The sequence below is a fragment of the Streptomyces sp. NPDC020898 genome (assembly GCF_044333925.1).
Taxonomy (GTDB): domain Bacteria; phylum Actinomycetota; class Actinomycetes; order Streptomycetales; family Streptomycetaceae; genus Streptomyces.
Genome location: NZ_JBIRRV010000014.1, coordinates 90,262 through 108,747 on the forward strand (window position 1 = coordinate 90,262; position 18,486 = coordinate 108,747).

Sequence of the window (18,486 nt, forward strand, 5' to 3'; positions counted from 1 at the left end):
TACCGTCGGTACCATGTCGAATTCTCCGAAGGCCATGAACCTGCGCTTCCCGGACCCCGGGCAGCGGGCCGCCATCGAGGCCGCCGCCCGGAAGGAAGGGGTCAGTCTCCAGGAGTACATCCTGTCGGCGGCCTACGCCCGAGCGACCGCCGTCGAGGAGGCCTTCCTCAAGGCGTTCCGAGGCTCGATGGCCTTCTCCGGGGAGGCGTTCGCCGCCGAGCCGAGCGTCGTCGACCCGACGGCGGAACAACGGGACGCCGAACGGCAGGCCCGCCGTGAGGTGGAGCCCGACGCGCAGGGCCACGCCGCGTGAACCAGCCGGATCCCCAGCAGCCTCAGCCTCTCGACCTCCAGTTCCTGCTGCATGCGGCGGAACTCCTCGACGGTGACCCCCAGGTCGACGACTACGGCCCGCTCTACGCGGCCGTCGCGCGCGTCAACGCCCACGCGATGGACCGCGACATCTACGGCTCCCCGTACCTGAGGGCCGCCGCGCTGCTCCAGACCCTGGTGAAGCTGCCCCCTCTCGAACACTCCAACGAGGCCTTCGCCTGGCACTCCTGCGAGGCCTACCTCGCACTCAACGGCCACCGTCTGACCTACCGGCCCAAGGACGCCGTGGCTCTGGTCCGCGACGCCGCGGGCACATTGGGCGTCGCGCGGATCGCGCGCCAGCTGCGTACCTGGGCGACCGACTGAGCGCACGGGTGACAGGCGGGGGTGCGGTGGTCCGTCCATCGGTGCGGGCGACAATGGCGGCATGCGCGTCCACCGTTTTCCGCCCCCGTCCGTCTACGGCCGTCTCCGCGTCGAGCGGCTCGATCTCGGTCCCGCCCGCTGGCTGGAGCAACGTCCGCCCGGCGACGACGGATTCGGCACGGTGGCGGGGGTGTGCGCACCCGGCTTCGACGCGTACGCGCGGATCCTCCATCCGGCCCTGCTCGGTGCGGATCCGGTGCGGTGGGACCGGGTGGCCGCGGTGTACGGCCGCACGGTGTCCGCGGGGACACGCTGGCACGAACTGATCGGCGCCCAGGACCCCATCCTCTACCGCAACGACGACACCCCCGCCGTCCCCGGTGTCTGGGACGAGCACCCGCACGAGGGGCCCACCCCCGGCGACGTGGCCCGCACCCTGATCTCCGTGCTGTCCCGGCACACCCGTACCCCCGACCGCTGCTGGTACGGGCTGTGGGAGGGATACGGTCACTACGACTGGGACGGTCTCCCCCTCTTCCGCACACCGAACCGCGACGAGGTCCTCCTCGCCGGCCCTCTCGACGATGCCGACTCCCCCGCCCGCGGCACCGACGAGGTGCCGCCCGAGATCCCCGACCTGTGGTGGCCCGAGGATCACGCCTGGTGCGTGGGCGGCGATGTCGACCTGGTGAGCACGTACGTCGGCGGTTCGGCGGCCTGTGTCGCGGACCTGCTCGCAACCCCGGGCCTGGAGGCGTACGCGGTCACCGCGACCAGCACGGTCAACTGACAGCCGGACGCACGGCAAGGACGAGAGGCGTTAGTACCGCGGTACTAACCGCACCCCGCCGGTTGGGTCCCACAGGGGGCAGGGAGCGCGAGAAAGCGCCCCTAGCTTGAGATCAAGGGTCGATCGACCCCGCCTTCACCTAACGATCTCTTCTCCTGTGGGAGCAATCCGTGGCCACCTTCCTGTACCGACTCGGACGGCTCGCCTTCCGGCGACGACGCCTCGTCCTCATCTTGTGGATCGCCGTCCTGGCCGCCGTGGGCGTGGGCGCCATGAGCTCCACCGGCAAGACCTCGGACAGCTTCACGCTGCCCGGCACCCAGTCCCAGAAGGCCATCGACCTGCTGGGCGAGGAGTTCCCGCAGGCCTCCGCGGGCGGCGCCTCCGCACGGGTCGTGTTCGAAGCAGCCGACGGACAGAAGCTGACCGCCACCGCCAACAAGGCCGCGGTCGAGTCGATGGTGGCGAAGCTGGGGAAGTCGCCGCAGGTGTCGAGTGTCTCCGACCCCTTCAGCAGCGGCCAGGTCAGCGAGGACGGCACGATCGGCTATACCGGGGTGACGTACGAGGTCGCCGCGGCGGACGTCAGTGACGCCGCGCACGACGTCCAGACCGCTGTCGTCGCGCAGGGCGAGCAGGCGGGCCTCACGGTGAGCCTGGGTGGCGACGCGGTCGCCGAGAAGGCCGCGAGCAAGGCGGCCGAGCTGATCGGTCTCGGCGTCGCCGCCGTCGCCCTGGTGATCACCTTCGGCTCGATGATCGCCGCCGGACTGCCCCTGCTCACCGCGATCCTCGGCGTCGGCGCGGCCATCCTGTCGATCACCGTCGCCACCCGGTTCTTCGACATCTCCTCCCAGACGTCCGCGCTGGCACTGATGCTGGGCCTCGCGGTCGCCATCGACTACGCCCTGTTCATCGTCTCCCGCTACCGCAACGAGATCCGCGACGGACACGAACCGGAAGAGGCCTGCGGACGGGCCCTGGGCACCGCCGGCTCCGCGGTCGTCTTCGCCGGCCTGACCGTGATCATCGCGCTGGCCGGGCTGAGCGTCATCGGTATCCAGATGCTCACCTCCATGGGCCTGGGCTCCGCCTTCGCCGTCGCGGTCGCCGTGGTGATCGCGCTGACCCTGCTGCCCGCCCTGCTCGGCTTCGCCGGCACGCGGATCATGAACGGCACCATGCAGTCCCGTCGTATGAAGGCCCTGGAGCGCGGCGAGGGCGAGGCGATGGGCGTGCGCTGGGCGAAGTTCGTCACCCGCAACCCGGTCAAGGTCCTCGCCGTCTCGGTGATCGGCCTCGGGCTGCTGGCTATTCCCGCCATGTCGCTGCGGTTGACCCTGCCCGACGACTCCATGAAGCCCCCCGGCAGCACCCAGCGCCTCGCCTACGACACCCTCAGCGAAGGCTTCGGACCAGGCTTCAACGGCCCGCTGACCGTGGTGGTCGACGCCCGGGACAGTGCCGACCCCGAGGCCGCCGCCGCGGACGCGACCGCGGTGCTGGGCACGCTGGACGACATCGTCTCGGTCCGTGACGCGGCCTTCAACCAGGCCGGTGACGTGGCCATCATCGGTGTCGTCCCGGCCAGTTCCCCGACCAGTCAGGCCACCAAGGACCTGGTTTCCGACATCCGCGACCACAGCGCCGCCCTGCACCAGGACACCGGCGCCGACCTCATGGTCACGGGCACCACCGCCGTCAACATCGACGTCTCCACCAAGCTCGCCCAAGCCCTCGCCCCGTACCTCGCCATCGTCGTCGGCCTGGCCCTGGTCCTGCTGCTGCTGGTCTTCCGGTCGATCATGATCCCGCTCAAGGCGACGCTCGGCTTCCTGTTCACCATCGCCGCCACCCTCGGCGTCCTGGTCGCCGTCTTCCAGTGGGGCTGGCTCGCGGACGTCTTCGGCGTCGACCAGACGGCGCCCATCGTCAGCGTGCTGCCCATCCTGCTGATCGGTGTCGTCTTCGGTCTCGCCATGGACTACGAGGTCTTCCTCGTCACCCGGATGCGGGAGGAGTACGTCCACGGCGCCACCCCCACCGACGCCGTCATCGGGGGCTTCCGGCACAGCGGCCGGGTGGTCACCGCCGCCGCGGTCATCATGATCGCCGTCTTCTCCGGGTTCCTCCTCGACGACGCGGCGCTGATCAAGTCCGTCGGTCTGGGGCTCGCCTCCGCCGTCCTCTTCGACGCCTTCGTGGTCCGCATGACCATCGTCCCGGCGGTGATGGCTCTGCTCGGCCACCGCGCCTGGGCCCTGCCCGCATGGCTGGACCGTGTCATGCCCGACGTGGACGTCGAGGGCGAGAAGCTGCGTCACACTCTGGACTCCGACAGCGCGAGCACCGCCCCCGAGCCCGTACTCGCCGGCGTGGGAGCCGGGGCCCACCAGGGCTCGGACAGCCACAGCTCCCCGCAGGTCATGGCCGGCGACGCCGGCTCCGACGCCTCGGACCCGGGTACCTTCACATCGCCACTTCCGCGCCACCACCGCGGCAGGACCCGGGGGCTGTCCGGACTCAGGCAGCGCGGCGCCGAGACCCCCGCCGACACGACCGAGCCGAAGGGCGGCGCGACGAAGGGGATACGGAAGAAGATGTTCCGCAAGCGCTGACAGAATCGAGCCGCAGCGGCAGCTGCCGACCACGCCCGATCGACAACCGGAACGGCCGCCTCCCACCGGCCGGCTCCCCAGCCCCGCCCGCCGGTCCAATCCCCCCGGGACCGGCGGGCGGCCCCCGACCCGTGAAGGACCTCCCCGTGACCGTACCGAGCGCCCCCGCCCTCCGCCCGGACGACGACCGGACCCTGAAGACCCTGGCCGGCGATCCGGTGATCGCCTCCGTCGTCCACCGGCTGGCCGCGCTGCGGCGGGGCGACCACGCCCACCCCAGGATCCGGCACTGGGGTGTTCCGGTCCTGTGCGCCGCGCTCGGCGCCAGCTCCCCTTTCAACCCCTACAACACCGCCGACATCCCGGCGCAGTTGGCGCTCGTGGTCGCCTTCACCGTCCCGCTCCTGTGGCGGGAGCGCCGGCCCATGCTCGTCTTCGCCCTCACCACCGCCGTGTCCGTCGCGGCCCTCCCTCTGGGGGTGATGACCGGATCCGAGTCCGCACGCGTCGTGGCTCTCTTCAACGTCGGCCGCCACTGCTCACCGCGCCAGCTGGCCCTCGCCGTCGGCGTCACCACCGTGCAGCTCGTCGCGTGGGCCGCTGTGTTCACCGGGCGCCAGCTGGAGTACGCCACGCGGCCCGAGGTCGTGACCGCGCTGGCGATGACCGCCATGGCCGCGTTCGCCGCGATCGGTCTGCTGAGCAGGGTGGTCGGCGCCTACATCGAGGCCCTACGGAAGGAACGCGACCAGCAGGCCCGCCTCGCCACCGCGCAGGAACGCGCCCGCGTCTCCCGCGAGATGCACGACATCCTGGGCCACACCCTCTCCGTCATCGTCGGCCTCGCCGACGGCGCCGCCGCCCTCTCCGGAACGAAACCGGAACGCGGCGCCCAGACACTCCGCATCATCAGCGCCAGTGGACGCGACGCCCTGGCCGAACTGCGCCGCCTCCTCGCTGTCATCGGCGAGGACGACGAACGGGCGGACGAGGCTCCGCTCGCCCCACAGCCGGGTCTCAGTGACCTCGGCCCCCTGCTGGAGCGCGTCCGCGCGGCCGGCCCCACCGTCACCCTGGACACCCACGGGGACCTCACCGGCCTGCCCCCTGGTCTCCAGCTGTCCGTCTACCGCATCGTCCAGGAGTCCCTGACCAACACCGTCAAGTACGCCGCCCCCGACACCTCGGTACGGGTGTCCCTCACCGCCGGCCCGGAGGCCCTCCACGTCACTGTGGAGGACGAGGGCCCGTGCCGCACGCCGCGAAGCCGCCGTCGGCGGGCCGGGGGCGGTCGCGGTCTGGTCGGCATGCGCGAACGTGCAGCTCTCTACCAGGGCACCGTCACGTCGGGACCCAACTCCCGCGGCGGCTGGACCGTCCACGCCTTCCTCGTCCCCGATCCGCCTTCCCCCACGTACTCGACCTCGTACGAGCAGGGGGAACCGCCATCCTCCCCGGAGCACCGCTCATGACCACAGTTCTCATCGTCGACGACCAGGCCCTGCAGCGCATGGGCTTCAGCATGCTGCTGGAGGCCCAGCCCGGCATGACCGTCGTCGGCGAGGCCGCCAACGGTGCCGAAGCGGTCCGTATGACCGCCGAACTGCGTCCCGACGTCGTCCTGATGGACGTACGCATGCCCGGCGTGGACGGCATCGAGGCCACCCGGAGGATCGTCGAGTCGGGCGGCCGCTCCCGCATCCTGGTGCTGACGACCTTCGACCTCGACGAGTACGCCTACGACGCCCTGCGCGCCGGTGCCAGCGGCTTCCTGCTCAAGGACGCCCTGCCCGAGGAACTCGTCGCCGGCGTCCGCGCGGTGGCCACCGGCGACGCCGTCATCTCCCCGGGCCTGACCCGCAAGCTCATCGACGCCTTCGGCGACCGCCTGCCCGGCCACTCCCCGCAGCAGCAGCGCCGGCTCGACGAACTCACCCAGCGCGAACGCGAAGTCCTCACCGCCATCGCCTCCGGCTGGACCAACACCGAGATCGCCGAACGCCTCCACCTCGCCGAATCCACCGTCAAGTCCCACATCGGCCGCATCCTCACCAAGATCGACGCCCGCGACCGCGTCCAGGCCGTGATCTTCGCCTACGACACCGGACTTGTCCGACCCGCCTGAACGGTGCGGTCCAACTACTCGGATTTCAGGGCATGGTGATGAGCCGTCAGATCGTCAACCGCGACGGTCGTCGCCGACGCCGGCGGTGGCGCGGGCCGTGCTCGTGCGGTGGTGGCCGGGGCGGGTGCCGTACACCCGGTGGAAGGCCACGCTCAGTCCGAAGGCGCTGCGGTAGCCGACCTGGCGGGCGATGGACTCCACGGTGGCGTCGGTGCGTGCCAGCAGGTCGGCGGCCAGGGCGAGGCGCCAGTCGGTGAGGTAGGCCATGGGCGGCTGGCCGACCAGGTCGCTGAAGCGGCGGGCGAACGTCGCCCGGGACACTCCGGTCTCCTCGGCGAGGGCCGCAACCGTCCAGGGGCGGGCGGGCCGGTCGTGGATGAGACGCAGGGCCTTGCCCGCGACGGGGTCGCCGAGGGCCTGGTACCAGCCGGGCGAGGCCGCCTCCGGGCGGGTGAACCACTCACGCAGCGTGGACAGCAGGAGCAGGTCCAGAAGCCTGTCCAGAACGGCCTGCTGCCCGGGGGCGTTCCGTTCGATCTCCGTGGCGGCGAGGTCGAGGACCGGGCCGGGCCGGCCGTCGTGGCGGACGGCGAGCACCCGGGGAAGCGCGCTCAGCAGCCGTTCGGAGACCCGGCCGCCGACCCGGTAGCTGCCGGTGAGCAGCACGGTCGGGCCGTCCAGGCTGTTCCCGCAGGTGCGCAGGCCCAGCACGAGTTCGTCACTGATCTCCGCGCCGTCGGCCGTCGTGCAGAGGTCGGGGCCGTGCACCACGTAGAGCGGCGACGCCGGCGGGTCGGCGGTGTCGGCGATGGTGAACGGCTCCGCCCCGACCACCACCGCCACGTCTCCGGCGCCGAGCGCCACGGGTGCGGCGTCGCCGGGGACGACCCAGCCGTCGCCGCGCAGCATGGTCACCAGGGTGAGGGAGGTGCCGTCGGCGAAGCGGACCGACCAGGGCGGGACCAGGATGTTCCGGCTGAAGAGGGCCCCGTCGGACCGCACTTCGTGCAACAGACTCGTCAACGCGTCCATGGAACGACTCTAGACGCTGAGACATTGATATGAGCTTATGGACCATTTCACGACTCACCGGTGAACGCTTGACTGATCGCATGACGAAGCCGACGAACACCACTCGCACGACTGTCACCACTCACACGACGACCAAGCCGATCCTGGTCCTCGGCGGTACGGGCAAGACCGGACGCCGGGTGGTCTCCCGTCTCCAGCAGCGCGGTTACGACACCCGGGCGGCCTCCCGGACGGGCACGACCCGCTTCGACTGGGCCGACGAGAACACCTGGGAGCCCGCCCTCGATGGCGCCGGCGCGGCCTACCTGGTCGACTCGCAACTCGCCGACGCCGCGACCTCGATGAGCGCCTTCGGCAAGCTTGCCGCGGCCGGCGGCGTCGAGCGGCTGGTGTTGCTCTCCGCCCGCGACTGGGTGGTGCCGGCCGGCGAGGAGAAGCTGCCCTGCGAGCGTGCGGTACGGGAGTCCGGCGCGGAGTGGACGATCCTCAAGCCGGCCTGGTTCTTCCAGAACTTCGACGAGGACCCGTACTTCCGGGGGCAGGTCCTCGACGGCGAGGTCGTGATGTCCACCGGGGACGGCGTCGAGCCGTTCATCGACGCCGACGACATCGCCGACGTGGCCGTGGCCGCCCTCACCGAGGACGGACACGGCGGCCAGGCCTACGAGTTGACCGGACCCCGGCTGCTGAGTCTGGGCGCCGTGACCGACGAGATCGCCCGCGCCACCGGCCGGGACATCGCCTACCGTCCGGTCTCCCAGGCCGACTTCGCGGACTACGCCACCCGGCGCGGCGTACCGCAGGAGTACGTCGGTCTGCTGAACCTGCTCTACGGCTGGATCGCCGAGAGCCGCTTCGCCGAACTCGCCGACGGCGTCCAGCGGGTGCTCGGCCGCGAACCGCGCGACTTCGCCGACTACGTGAGGGCCACCGCGGCGACCGGGGTGTGGCACGGCTGACCGGGCCGTCGCCGGCCACCGAGCATCCGGTCCGATAATCTGTCGCGGGAGGCGCCGGTGCCGAACACCGGTGTGACCAGGCAGAAGTGAGGTGCGGTCGTGTCTGCGGGATCACCGTGGATCCGTAGGTTCCATCCGGCGCAGCGGGCGACCGCTCGCGTCGTGTGCCTTCCGCATGCCGGGGGTTCGGCCAGTTTCTCCTTCCCCCTGTCGCGGGCGCTGGCGCCGTCGCTGGAGGTGCTGGCCGTGCAGTATCCGGGCCGGCAGGACCGGATCGCCGAGCCGTGCGTGGACGATCTCGGGAAACTGGCGGACCTGGTCCTCGAAGAACTCGTGCCGTGGCTCGATCTGCCGGTGGTGCTCTTCGGGCACAGTATGGGCGCCACGGTCGCCTTCGAGGTGGCGGCGCGGTTGCGCCGGCGCGGTGTCGTGCCGCTGACGCTGTTCGCGTCGGGGCGGCGCGCACCGTCGGCACACCGCGAGGAGTCGACGTACCTGCTCGACGACGACACGCTGGTCGCCAATGTGTTCCGGCTGGCCGGCGCCGATCTGGAGGTGCCGGACGAGGAGGTGGTGCGGATGACGCTCCCCGCGATCCGCAACGACTACAAGGCCGCCGAGACCTACCGGTACGAGCCGGGCGAGCCGCTGTCCTGCCCGGTCACCGTCCTGACCGGCGACCGGGACCCCAGAGTGACGGCCGAGGAGGCCGCCGCCTGGGCGGGGCACACAACCGCGCGCTGCGAGGTGCGGACCTTCAGCGGCGGGCACTTCTTCCTCGCCCGGCATCTTCCGGAGATCACGGCGCTCGTCACGGAGGCGGCCGGCTCGGGCCCCGTGTCGCACCCGAGCCGGACGTCGTCCTGAGCGGTGCCTGCCCGCTGCTAACGCTTCGTCAGCGGTGTGACGGCGATCCGGTCGATCACCGGCGCGTACGGGGATCGCTGGTCGTACTGGTTGTAGGTGTCGCCGTCGAAGTCCGGCAGCTCGTCCGCCGTGAAGGTGAGCCGGTTCGTACCCTTCTTCAGGGTGACCGGGACGGTCAGGTCCCGGAAGTCGTTGAAATGGAAGGTCGTCGGGAACAGCACCCTGCGGGCCGGGCCGCCGTTCACCGAGAGGTCCGCGTGCCGGGCGATCGGGTCGGGGTTGTAGTGGGTCGCCGGTGCCTGTTCGGCGTTGGAGTAGCGGATCGTGACCGCGTGCCGCCCGGACCTGGCGGCCACCACGTCGATGGTGAGGGCGTTGGCGGTGCCGTTGCCGATGTCCGTGACGGCCTTGCCGTTACCGGCGAAGGTGTACTCGGCGGTCGTTCGGGCCGCGCCGGAGAGTGTGCCGTCCTCGGCCTGGTACACGGTGGGCACCAGAGCGCCCTTCGACGGTGACACCCGCAGCCGGTCGAGCACCAGTTCCCGCGAGGTACCGGTGACGGTGATCTTGTTGATGCCGGCGGACAGGAACATCCTGACCGTGTCCGTACCCGGCCTGCCGCTTCCGACCTTGGGAAGGTCGAGCGCCTCACCGTTGAGCGACAGGCCCGCCTCCCCACCGCCGAGGTGGTCGACGGACACCGTCGACTCGCCGTCGGCGGCCGAGTGGACCCAGAAGGTCGCGGAGTCGCGCTTGCCCAGGGCCACCGCGCCCGGACCCGAAGCACCGCGGTAGGTGTAGCCGGGCCGGGTTCCGGTGAGAGTGGCGTACTCGGCCTCGTAGATCGCCGGCTGGGTGACGTGCTCGTCGCGCAGGGCCAGGTCGATCTTGTCGATGATCGCGTCGCCCTTGGTGACGCCCAGGTCGGCGTCCTTCGCGGAGAGCGTGATCTTGTGCTTGCCGGCAGTCAGCTTCACGGTGGTGTCGGTGTGGCCCCAGACCACCCACTTGTAGCCGAGCGGCATCCGCAGTTCCTGCGGGTCCGTGCCGTCGACGCGCAGGAAGACGTTGGTGGGGCCCTGTTCCTTCACCCGGGCGTCCAGGTTGTAGGAGTTGGCGAAGACGCTCAGGTCGTACGTGCCGTCCTGCGGGACCTCGACGTCGAAGGCGAGCACACCGTCGGAACCGGTGCGCAGGCCGCCGACGTTGTAGTCGCCGCTGGTCGCGAACTTGCCGACGTTGGAGGGCGTTCCCTCAGGCCCGTTCCTGGAGTAGCCGCTGCCGGTGTAGGTGGCGTTCTCCGCCTCGTACGTCGTGCGCCAGCTCGTCGAAGGGGTGGCCGGACTCCCGCCGTTTCCGCCCGGGGAGAGGATGACCTGGTACGCGGACATCGCGTTCATGCCCGCCATCGGCAGCGTCACCACGCCGTCCGTGCCGACGGCGACCTCCTGGTCCGCCAGTCGCAGTGGTTCGGCCGAGTCGCCGACCTGTCCGGTCCACGGGATCTCCTGCACGGTGGCGCGCACCGTCTTCCCGAACAGCTTCGGGTCGATGTTCTTGAAGACGACGTTCGCGTCACCGTTCTTGCCGCCGAAGAGCGCCCGGGACTGCTTCTTGTCCGCGTCGAGCGTGGCCACACCCTGCATCGTGTACTGCTGGTTCGGATGGGGAGCGGTCACCTGCACCGTGTGCCCGGACATCTGCCCGTAGGCGTTGAACAGCCACCACTGGCCGTTGCCCTTGTTGGCGTCGACGGCCGAGTCGTTGAGGTTGCCGTCGATGTTCCAGTACGCCAGGTCGGCGTCGATCTTCGACTCCTCGATGGCGGAGACCCACTGGACGACCTGGCCGGGCACGGAGAGGTGGTAGTTGTGGCCGTACTCGTTGACGTTGATCGGCAGCGGACCGATTCCGACCTCCTGCTCCCACTGCCGGTACCTGGCCACGCTGGTGCGGACCGCCGCGGGGCTGGACAGCTCGTGCCAGGTCATCACGTCCGGGACGACGTCGTTGGCCTTGGCGTACTGCAGGAAGCCCTTGACCTGGTCGAAGAGGAGGGAGGTGTTCGGGCCGGCGATCCGCGCGTCCGGGTCCAGGCTCTTGATGAGGTGGTACGTCTCCTTCCACGCCGCGAAGAAGTCCTGCGGGTCGTTCAGCCAGGACACGTTGTTGTAGCTCCACGCGCCCGAGCCGAACATGTTCCCCTCGGGTTCGTTGAAGGGGACGTAGACGACGTGGTCCTTGTAGTCGCCCATCGTCGTGACCTGGGCGACCTGTTTCTTGATCTTCTCCTTGAAGTCCGCGAGCCGCTCGGGGCCGTTGGCGCCGGGCCACTGGTACGGGAAGCCCCGGTAGATGTCGGTCATGTAGATGTAGACGTCCTTGCCCCCGGAGTCCACGAACGGCGGCAGGATCTCCAGGGCGTCCGCGCCCGGGTGCTGCGGGCCGTCCTGCGCCTTGGTGGACACCGTGCGCAGGTGCATGCCCTCGATGAGGTTGCGGCTCGGCGCGCCGTCGCCGTAGATCCCGTACAGCGAGCCGGAGGCGCCGCCGTGGAAGGCGCCCGTGTCGGTGGCGAGATCGATGACGAGCTGTTCCGGATCGGCCGCCCGGGCCGTGCCCGCGGAGGGGACGGCGAGCATGGTGGCGAGGACTGCGGCCATGATGACGCCGGCTCCCGTCGTTCTTTGTCGTTGTCGCACTGAAGTCTCCATGGGCAGGTGGCGGAGGGGCGAACCGGTTTCGACTTGGCGTCGCGTGACAGGAGTCGCCACGGTTCGGCGGCGCTCGGGTTCCGGGTTTCGGACGCGCTCGGCCGGCCTTCGGGGAGCGAACCGCGTGTGGTCGCGGCGCGGTGTGCTGAACCCCTCGATGCTCTGTCGAACCGGTTCGAGGAAGCTAGCACCGGGGAATCCGGCCAGCAATACCCCCGACACACATCCCGTCGACCGCGCACGCCGGGCCGTCCTGCCGGGATCAGAGGATTCCCGGCCCGTCGAAGACGACCCCGGAACTGCCCCTGACCTGCCTCTTAACTGCCCATGGCCCGTCGGCGAGCCAGTACACGTCCAGGCGGGCCGGGCACCGCACCCCACCCAACTCACGTTTCCGGGCCGTTACGGGAAATCCGGCACGAGGCGTTGACACCCGTCCGGGTTGCTCCTACCTTCACATCACGCGAACCGGTTCGACGATCGCGATCCGTCGGATCTCGATCTCTGGAATCATCGAACCGATTCGGCCGCTCTCAGCAAGGAGTCCCGTGAACATCGGTGAGATTGCCCAGCGGGCCGGTGTCTCGCGGAGCACCGTGTCGTACGCCCTGAGCGGGAAGCGCCCCGTCTCCGAGGACACCCGCCGAAAGATCCAGCGGGTCATCGACGAACTGGGCTACCAGCCCAACGCGAGTGCGCGGGCCCTGGCCAACGGCCGGACCAACACCATCGGTCTGGTCTTCCCGCCCGCCGGGAACCACTACACCGGCATGCAGCTGGACTTCATCGGCAGCGTCGTCGAAGCCGCCGCCGCCCACGACTACGACGTGCTGCTCTCCCCGAGCGGCGTGGACAGCGACCGTTCCTTCCAGCGGCTGCTGGGCGAGCGGCGGGTCGACGGCGCGATCCTGATGGAGATCCGGCTGCGGGACGACCGGCTCGACCATCTCGCCGCGGTGGACTTCCCCTCCGTCGCCATCGGCCGCACCGCCCACCCGGAGGGCAGTTGGTGGGTGGGGCTGGACCACACGGCACTGGCAGCGGCCTGTGTGCACCATCTCGCCGATCTGGGTCACCGCCGGGTCGCCTTCGTCAACCGGCCCGAACAACTGCTGCGGGCGGGGTACGAGTCGGCCCAGCGCGGGCTGGACGGGTTCACCAAGGCCGCGGCGGAACGCGGGCTGACCGTCCGGTCGTACTGCTGCGGGGACGACGCCGCCTCCGGCCTGGCCTGTCTGGAGCGGATCCTGCACGACGATCCCGCCACCACGGCCCTGGTCACCCTCAACGAGGCCGCGATCGGCGGGCTGTACCGGGGGCTGGCCGAGGCCGGCCGCCATGTGCCACGCGACTTCTCCGTCACCGGAGTCGTGGCCAGCCGGTGGGCGGAGACGGTGACCCCGCAGCTCACCGCGGCGGACGTACCGGCGGAACAGATGGGCCGCCTCGCCGTGGACCTGCTCGTCGAGCGCCTCGACCACCCCGACACACCGGCCCGGCATCACCTGCTCGCACCGCCGATCTCGTTGCGCGCCAGCACCGCACCCGCCGGCAACAGGCCCGCCGACCCGGCTCCCGACTCGGGCACCCCTACGCACCCCTGACCGTCACCCGCGCCCCTTTCACCTTTCACGCTCCGCACCCCGAACCGGTCGACCCCACACAACTCACCGCCCGGCACACCTGTGCCGATCCCAGGGCACCCCTGTGCCAAAAACCATGAGGAACACGCAATGAACAGATCTGCCCGACGGCGTCTCACCGCCGCAGTCCTGACCGTCGTCTCCGTCACCGCCGGCGCCACCGCGTGCTCCTCCGGGTCGGGCGGCACCGCAGGCAAGGCGGCGGACAGCGGTACGTACACCGTCTGGGACCCCTACCCGCAGTTCGCGAAGGGCTCGGCGTGGGCCGAGCTGCTGGACGACTGCGGCACCGAGGCCGGCGTGAAGATCAAGCGGACCGCCTTCGACACCAGTGATCTGACGAACAAGGCGCTGCTCGCGGCCCAGCAGGACAACTCCGCGGACGTGCTCATCGTCGACAACCCCGTCGTCTCCACCCTCGCCGAGGCGGGCGTGCTGACCACGACCGACGACAACAAGATCGACACGTCTGCCGTCGACGCCAACCTGCTCGCAGCCGGCCAGACGGACGGGAAGACGTACGGCACGCCGGTCGGCGCCAACACCCTCGCCCTCTACTACAACAAGGAGGTGCTGAAGGCGGCCGGCGTGGACATCGCGTCGGTGAAGGACTGGGCTTCGCTGACGGCGGCGCTGGAGAAGGTCAAGAAGGCCGGCAAGAAGGGCATCACGTTCTCGGCGATCGGGACCGAGGAGGGCAGCTTCCAGTTCCTGCCGTGGTTCTGGGGCTCGGGAGCCCAGCTCACCGACGTCGGCTCGGCCGAGGCCGTGTCCGCACTGGCACTGTGGAAGGGCTGGCTGGACAAGGGCTACGCCCCCAACTCGGTCATCAACAACACACAGACGACCAGCTGGCAGGAGTTCGCGACCGGCGACTACGCGTTCAGCGAGAACGGCACCTGGCAGCTCGCCAACGCGGAGAAGGCCGGCTTCGAGTACGGCGTCATCCCGGTGCCGGGCGCCTCGGGCGGCAACGCGGCGGCCCCGACCGGCGGCGAGTTCGTCACCGTCCCGGTGCAGGGCGAGACCGGCCGCTACGCCACCTCGCAGAAGCTCGTGACCTGCCTGACCAGCACCGACAACCTCCTCGCCACCGACACGACCCTGTCGTACGTCGCGCCCACCGGCGAGGTCCAGGACAAGCAGGTCGCGACCGACGCCGAACTCAAGCCCTGGGTCGACGCGGTCAAGGCGGCCAAGGGACGCACCAGTGACGACCTGGGCACCAAGTACCCCAAGATCTCCGAGCAGTTGTGGAAGGCGGTCCAGTCCGCGCTGAGCGGGTCCCAGTCGCCCAAGGACGCGCTCACGGCCGCCTAGTCCGCCGTCAAGTAACCCAAGTCGCCGACGCCAGAGGCCCGTTGATGAACCGCACGACAAAGGCACCGGACCCGCTGCCGGTACGCGAAGGGAACGGGGCGGCCATCGCGGCACCGCCCCCGGCCCCCGCCACCACGCGTCGGCGTCCCGCCTCCCAGCAGTGGGCCGCCTGGGCCTTCCTCGCCCCGGTCACCCTCTACCTCGTCCTCTTCTACGCCTATCCGCTCTACCGCAACGTCGATCTGAGCCTGCGCGACTACACCGTCCGCTCCTTCGTCCAGGGCGACGCCCCGTTCACGGGCCTGGACAACTACCTCACCGTCTTCGACGACCCGACCTTCGCGCCCGCACTCCTGCACACCGTGGTGTTCACCGTTGTGTGCCTGGCCTTCCAGTACGCGATCGGCCTGGCGCTCGCCGTCTTCTTCCACCAGAACTTCCGGCTCTCCGCCACCCTGCGCGCACTGTTCCTCGTACCGTGGCTGCTGCCGCTCATCGTGTCGGCGTCCACCTGGTCGTGGATGCTCAACAGCGACTCCGGCGTCGTCAACGCCACCCTGCACGCGATCGGCATCGGCCCGGTGAACTGGCTGACCTCGCCGTCCTGGTCGCTGGCCTCGGTGATCATCGCGAACGTCTGGATCGGCGTCCCCTTCAACCTGGTCGTGCTCTACAGCGGCCTCCAGTCCATTCCCGTCGGCCTGTACGAGGCCGCCGCCCTCGACGGGGCGGGCCCCTGGCGGCGGTTCTGGAGCATCACCTTCCCCCTGCTGCGGCCGGTCTCCGCGATCACCCTGCTGCTGGGCCTCGTCTACACGCTCAAGGTCTTCGACATCATCTGGATCATGACCAAGGGCGGCCCGGCCGACTCGTCCACCACCTTCGCCACCTGGTCCTACCAGCTCGGCTTCGGCAACCTGCTGCCCGCCTTCGGCCCCGGTGCGGCCGTCGGCAACCTGCTCGTGGTCGCCGCCCTGGTCTTCGGCCTGGTCTACATGAGGGTCCAGCGAAAGCAGGAACTGTCATGAACCGACGCAACCGTACGTGGTGGAAGACGTTCATCGGTCTCCTGCTGACCGCCATCATGCTGTTCCCGGTCTACTGGATGCTGAACGTGTCCTTCACCCGCGACCAGGACATGCGCAAGAGCCCGCCGGACCTGTTCCCCGCCCACGCCACCCTGGAGGGCTACCGGGCCGTCATCGACCAGCAGTTGCCCTACCTCGGCACCAGCCTCGTCATCGGCCTCGGCACCGTCGTACTGACGGTGGCCCTGGCGGCGCCCGCCGGTTACGCGCTGGCCAAGCTGCGTCCGCGCGGCGGCGGAATCCTCAACTTCGTCCTGCTGGCCGCCCAGATGATCCCCGGCATCATCATGGCGATGGGCTTCTACGCCATCTACCTCAGCCTCGGTCTGCTCCAGTCCGTCCCCGGACTGATCGTCGCCGACTCCACCCTGGCCGTCCCCTTCGCCGTACTCATCTTCACCGCGTTCATGTCCGGCATCCCCGGCGAACTCCTCCAGGCCGCCAGGACGGACGGCGCCGGGACGCTGCGGACCTTCTGGTCGATCGTGCTGCCGATGAGCCGCAACTCGATCGTCACGGTGTCGCTGTTCGCGTTCCTGTGGTCCTGGTCCGACTTCATCTTCGCGAGCACCCTGGCGGCCGGCGGCGCCCACCAGCCGATCACCCTCGGCATCTACCAGTACATCGGCAACAACAACCAGGAGTGGAACGCCATCATGGCCACCGCCGTCGTGGCCTCACTGCCCGCCGCGGTCATCCTCGTCCTCGCCCAGCGCTACGTCGCCGCCGGCGTGACCGCCGGAGCCGTCAAGGACTGACACCGGACCGCCCGCAGCCGCAGCCGCGGGCGCCGTCGCCCCGCCCGGCAGCCCGCCGACCACCCTCGCCCCAGAAACGAGTACCGCCTTCATGACCGCCGCCCCGTCCGGACCGGCCTTCTCCGTCCACGACATACCCTTCAGCACGCACGGATCCTGGTTCGGCATCTCGCCCGTGCTGGCGGAGAAAACGCGCGCCGAGGACCTCCACCTCGTCTCGCACCAGAACGGCATGCACCCCGTCCTGCGCCTCGTCCCCCTCGACGCGGCGACGGGCGAGCGAGCGGAGACCACCGTCCGGGCGACGCCGAGCCTGCTCAGCTGGACGGGCGCGTACGGACGCGTCGACCTCGCCTACGAGTCACCCGACACCGTACGTGTCCACGGCACCGGTCTCGGGTTCGGCATCAGCGCGGCGGCGCCCGCCCTGACCCCGTTCAGCGGGACCTACTTCTACCGCGACCCGGTGGACGGTGCCCACACGTTCACCTCCTACGAGACCGGGCGCCGCTACCGGATCACCGTCCTGTCCGGCACGGTGGCCGAGGTGTCCGGGTCCGAGGCCCTGGGCGCCGGGGAGCGCGATCTCACGGTCACCGCCGAGACCGGCGGATCGTGGGAGGTCGCGGTCGAGGAACTCGACAGCGCGCGGCAGCCCTACCGCTCCGGGTCCGGGTTCGGCGAGGTCATGGAGGCCGCGCGGCAGTCGTTCGCCGAGTTCGTCGACGCGGCCGCCCCGTGGCGCTCGGCCGGCACCCCGGCGGCCGAACTCGCCGCGTACGTCGTGTGGTCCGCGACGGTACGCCCGGCCGGCCTGGTCACGCGCCCCGCCGTACTCATGTCCAAGCACTGGATGGACAAGGTCTGGAGCTGGGACCACTGCTTCAACGCCCTCGCCCTGGCCCTCGGATCCCCGGCCCTGGCCTGGGACCAGTTCTCGCTGCCCTTCGACCACCAGGACGAAAGCGGCGCGCTGCCGGACTCGGTCACCCACTCCGAGGTCCTCTACAACTTCGTCAAACCGCCCATCCACGGCTGGGCGCTGGGCCACCTGCGCAGACTGCTCCCCGAACCCCTCGGCCGGACCGAACTGGCAGAGGCGTACGACAGACTGACGCGCTGGACGGATTTCTGGCTCACCGCACGGCGCGCACCCGCGGCCACCCTGCCCCACTACCAGCACGGCAACGACAGCGGCTGGGACAACGCCACCACCTTCGACCCCGGACGCGTCATGGTCACCGCCGACCTCGCCGCGCTGCTGATCCTCCAGCTCGACGAACTGGCCGGACTGGCCGCCGAGTTGGGCTTCCCGGACGACGCCCTACGCCGCACCGCGACAGCCGACGCCCTCCAGGCCGCCCTGCTGGACGAACTCTGGGACGGCGAACGCTTCCTGAGCCGCCCAGCCCGCGGCGGCACCCCTACCCGGAGCGCCAGCCTGCTCGACCTGATGCCGATCGTGCTCGGCGACCGCCTGCCCCCCAAGGTCCGCGACCGGTTGGCCGAACAGATCGAAGCCCACCTCACTGCGTTCGGCCTGGCGACCGAACACCCCGGCTCCCCCCACTACGAGCCCGACGGCTACTGGCGCGGCCCCATCTGGGCCCCCGCCACCGTCCTCATCGAGGACGGCCTGCGCCGCGCCGGGCACGAACGTCTCGCGGACGAGATCAGCGCCCGCTTCCGCGCTCTGTGCGAAACCTCCGGCTTCGCCGAGAACTTCGACGCCCTGACCGGCCAGGGGTTGCGCGACCGCGCCTACACCTGGACCGCCGGCAGCTACCTGCTGCTCGCCCGCGATCACGACCACCGCCGCGCGAACGCCGCGCCCGACACCACGGTCATCTGATCGCCGGCCCGCTGTGCGGGC

15 protein-coding genes are annotated in these 18,486 nt (G+C 70.4%); 13 read left to right on the forward strand and 2 right to left on the reverse strand.

Annotation, left to right across the window (positions count from 1 at the left end; genetic code table 11):
* Positions 1-13 precede the first annotated feature (13 nt).
* The 6 genes from ACH4TV_RS34830 to ACH4TV_RS34855 all read left to right on the forward strand — a co-directional run bounded on the left by ACH4TV_RS34830 (position 14) and on the right by ACH4TV_RS34855 (position 6,232).
* Positions 14-313, forward strand: a complete 300-nt coding sequence (locus ACH4TV_RS34830) for a hypothetical protein (RefSeq protein ID WP_398405254.1) — start codon at positions 14-16, stop codon at positions 311-313.
* Positions 310-699 (forward strand): fic family toxin-antitoxin system, toxin component, encoded by a 390-nt coding sequence (locus ACH4TV_RS34835; protein WP_398405255.1) that lies wholly within the window; start codon positions 310-312, stop codon positions 697-699. The genes ACH4TV_RS34830 and ACH4TV_RS34835 overlap by 4 nt, the downstream gene beginning before the upstream one ends.
* Positions 700-760: 61 nt before the next feature.
* Positions 761-1,489, forward strand: a complete 729-nt coding sequence (locus ACH4TV_RS34840; protein ID WP_398405256.1) for a hypothetical protein — start codon at positions 761-763, stop codon at positions 1,487-1,489.
* Positions 1,490-1,659: 170 nt separating this feature from the next.
* Positions 1,660-4,107, forward strand: a complete 2,448-nt coding sequence (locus ACH4TV_RS34845; protein WP_398405257.1) for an MMPL family transporter — start codon at positions 1,660-1,662, stop codon at positions 4,105-4,107.
* Positions 4,108-4,253: 146 nt separating this feature from the next.
* The gene (locus ACH4TV_RS34850) at positions 4,254-5,579 is read left to right on the forward strand and encodes a sensor histidine kinase (RefSeq protein ID WP_398405258.1); all 1,326 of its coding nucleotides are present in this window, start codon (positions 4,254-4,256) and stop codon (positions 5,577-5,579) included.
* Positions 5,576-6,232 carry a response regulator gene (locus tag ACH4TV_RS34855; protein ID WP_398405259.1) on the forward strand — a complete coding sequence of 219 codons (657 nt, stop codon included), beginning with the start codon at positions 5,576-5,578 and terminating at the stop codon, positions 6,230-6,232. Before ACH4TV_RS34850 ends, ACH4TV_RS34855 begins: the two co-directional genes overlap by 4 nt.
* Positions 6,233-6,286: 54 nt before the next feature.
* Here ACH4TV_RS34855 and ACH4TV_RS34860 read toward each other — a convergent pair whose 3' ends face one another.
* Positions 6,287-7,264 (reverse strand): AraC family transcriptional regulator, encoded by a 978-nt coding sequence (locus tag ACH4TV_RS34860; RefSeq protein ID WP_398405260.1) that lies wholly within the window; start codon positions 7,262-7,264, stop codon positions 6,287-6,289.
* 80 nt (positions 7,265-7,344) lie between these two features.
* Between ACH4TV_RS34860 and ACH4TV_RS34865 the strand changes: the two genes are divergently transcribed.
* Together ACH4TV_RS34865 and ACH4TV_RS34870 are read left to right on the forward strand one after the other, a co-directional pair.
* A complete protein-coding gene (locus ACH4TV_RS34865; RefSeq protein ID WP_398405261.1) occupies positions 7,345-8,223 on the forward strand; it encodes an NAD(P)H-binding protein in 879 nt (292 codons plus the stop codon).
* A 99-nt stretch (positions 8,224-8,322) separates the two neighbouring features.
* Complete coding sequence (locus ACH4TV_RS34870; protein WP_398405262.1) at positions 8,323-9,090, forward strand: thioesterase II family protein; 768 nt, start codon at positions 8,323-8,325, stop codon at positions 9,088-9,090.
* A gap of 17 nt (positions 9,091-9,107) precedes the next feature.
* Here the strand turns inward: ACH4TV_RS34870 and ACH4TV_RS34875 are convergent, their stop codons facing one another.
* A complete protein-coding gene (locus ACH4TV_RS34875) occupies positions 9,108-11,753 on the reverse strand; it encodes a cellulosome protein (RefSeq protein ID WP_398405263.1) in 2,646 nt (881 codons plus the stop codon).
* Between the two features lie 599 nt (positions 11,754-12,352).
* Here ACH4TV_RS34875 and ACH4TV_RS34880 point away from each other — a divergent pair.
* The 5 genes from ACH4TV_RS34880 to ACH4TV_RS34900 all read left to right on the forward strand — a co-directional run bounded on the left by ACH4TV_RS34880 (position 12,353) and on the right by ACH4TV_RS34900 (position 18,465).
* The gene (locus ACH4TV_RS34880; protein ID WP_398405264.1) at positions 12,353-13,408 is read left to right on the forward strand and encodes a LacI family DNA-binding transcriptional regulator; all 1,056 of its coding nucleotides are present in this window, start codon (positions 12,353-12,355) and stop codon (positions 13,406-13,408) included.
* A gap of 129 nt (positions 13,409-13,537) precedes the next feature.
* Positions 13,538-14,767, forward strand: a complete 1,230-nt coding sequence (locus ACH4TV_RS34885; RefSeq protein WP_398405265.1) for an extracellular solute-binding protein — start codon at positions 13,538-13,540, stop codon at positions 14,765-14,767.
* Positions 14,768-14,811: 44 nt separating this feature from the next.
* Entirely contained in the window at positions 14,812-15,795 is a 984-nt protein-coding gene (locus tag ACH4TV_RS34890; RefSeq protein WP_398405266.1) for a carbohydrate ABC transporter permease, read from the forward strand.
* Positions 15,792-16,613, forward strand: a complete 822-nt coding sequence (locus tag ACH4TV_RS34895) for a carbohydrate ABC transporter permease (RefSeq protein ID WP_398405267.1) — start codon at positions 15,792-15,794, stop codon at positions 16,611-16,613. The genes ACH4TV_RS34890 and ACH4TV_RS34895 overlap by 4 nt, the downstream gene beginning before the upstream one ends.
* Positions 16,614-16,704: 91 nt before the next feature.
* Positions 16,705-18,465, forward strand: a complete 1,761-nt coding sequence (locus ACH4TV_RS34900) for an amylo-alpha-1,6-glucosidase (RefSeq protein WP_398405268.1) — start codon at positions 16,705-16,707, stop codon at positions 18,463-18,465.
* Positions 18,466-18,486: the final 21 nt, after the last annotated feature.

Excerpts from the sequence above, each read along its gene's own strand:
- ACH4TV_RS34865 (WP_398405261.1), top strand. The coding sequence starts at position 7,345 with ATGACGAAGCCGACGAACACCACTCGCACGACTGTCACCACTCACACG.
- ACH4TV_RS34860 (WP_398405260.1), bottom strand. The coding sequence starts at position 7,264 with ATGGACGCGTTGACGAGTCTGTTGCACGAAGTGCGGTCCGACGGGGCC.
- ACH4TV_RS34840 (WP_398405256.1), top strand. The coding sequence starts at position 761 with ATGCGCGTCCACCGTTTTCCGCCCCCGTCCGTCTACGGCCGTCTCCGC.
- ACH4TV_RS34875 (WP_398405263.1), bottom strand. The coding sequence starts at position 11,753 with ATGGCCGCAGTCCTCGCCACCATGCTCGCCGTCCCCTCCGCGGGCACG.
- ACH4TV_RS34895 (WP_398405267.1), top strand. The coding sequence starts at position 15,792 with ATGAACCGACGCAACCGTACGTGGTGGAAGACGTTCATCGGTCTCCTG.
- ACH4TV_RS34890 (WP_398405266.1), top strand. The coding sequence starts at position 14,812 with ATGAACCGCACGACAAAGGCACCGGACCCGCTGCCGGTACGCGAAGGG.
- ACH4TV_RS34830 (WP_398405254.1), top strand. The coding sequence starts at position 14 with ATGTCGAATTCTCCGAAGGCCATGAACCTGCGCTTCCCGGACCCCGGG.
- ACH4TV_RS34900 (WP_398405268.1), top strand. The coding sequence starts at position 16,705 with ATGACCGCCGCCCCGTCCGGACCGGCCTTCTCCGTCCACGACATACCC.
- ACH4TV_RS34855 (WP_398405259.1), top strand. The coding sequence starts at position 5,576 with ATGACCACAGTTCTCATCGTCGACGACCAGGCCCTGCAGCGCATGGGC.
- ACH4TV_RS34885 (WP_398405265.1), top strand. The coding sequence starts at position 13,538 with ATGAACAGATCTGCCCGACGGCGTCTCACCGCCGCAGTCCTGACCGTC.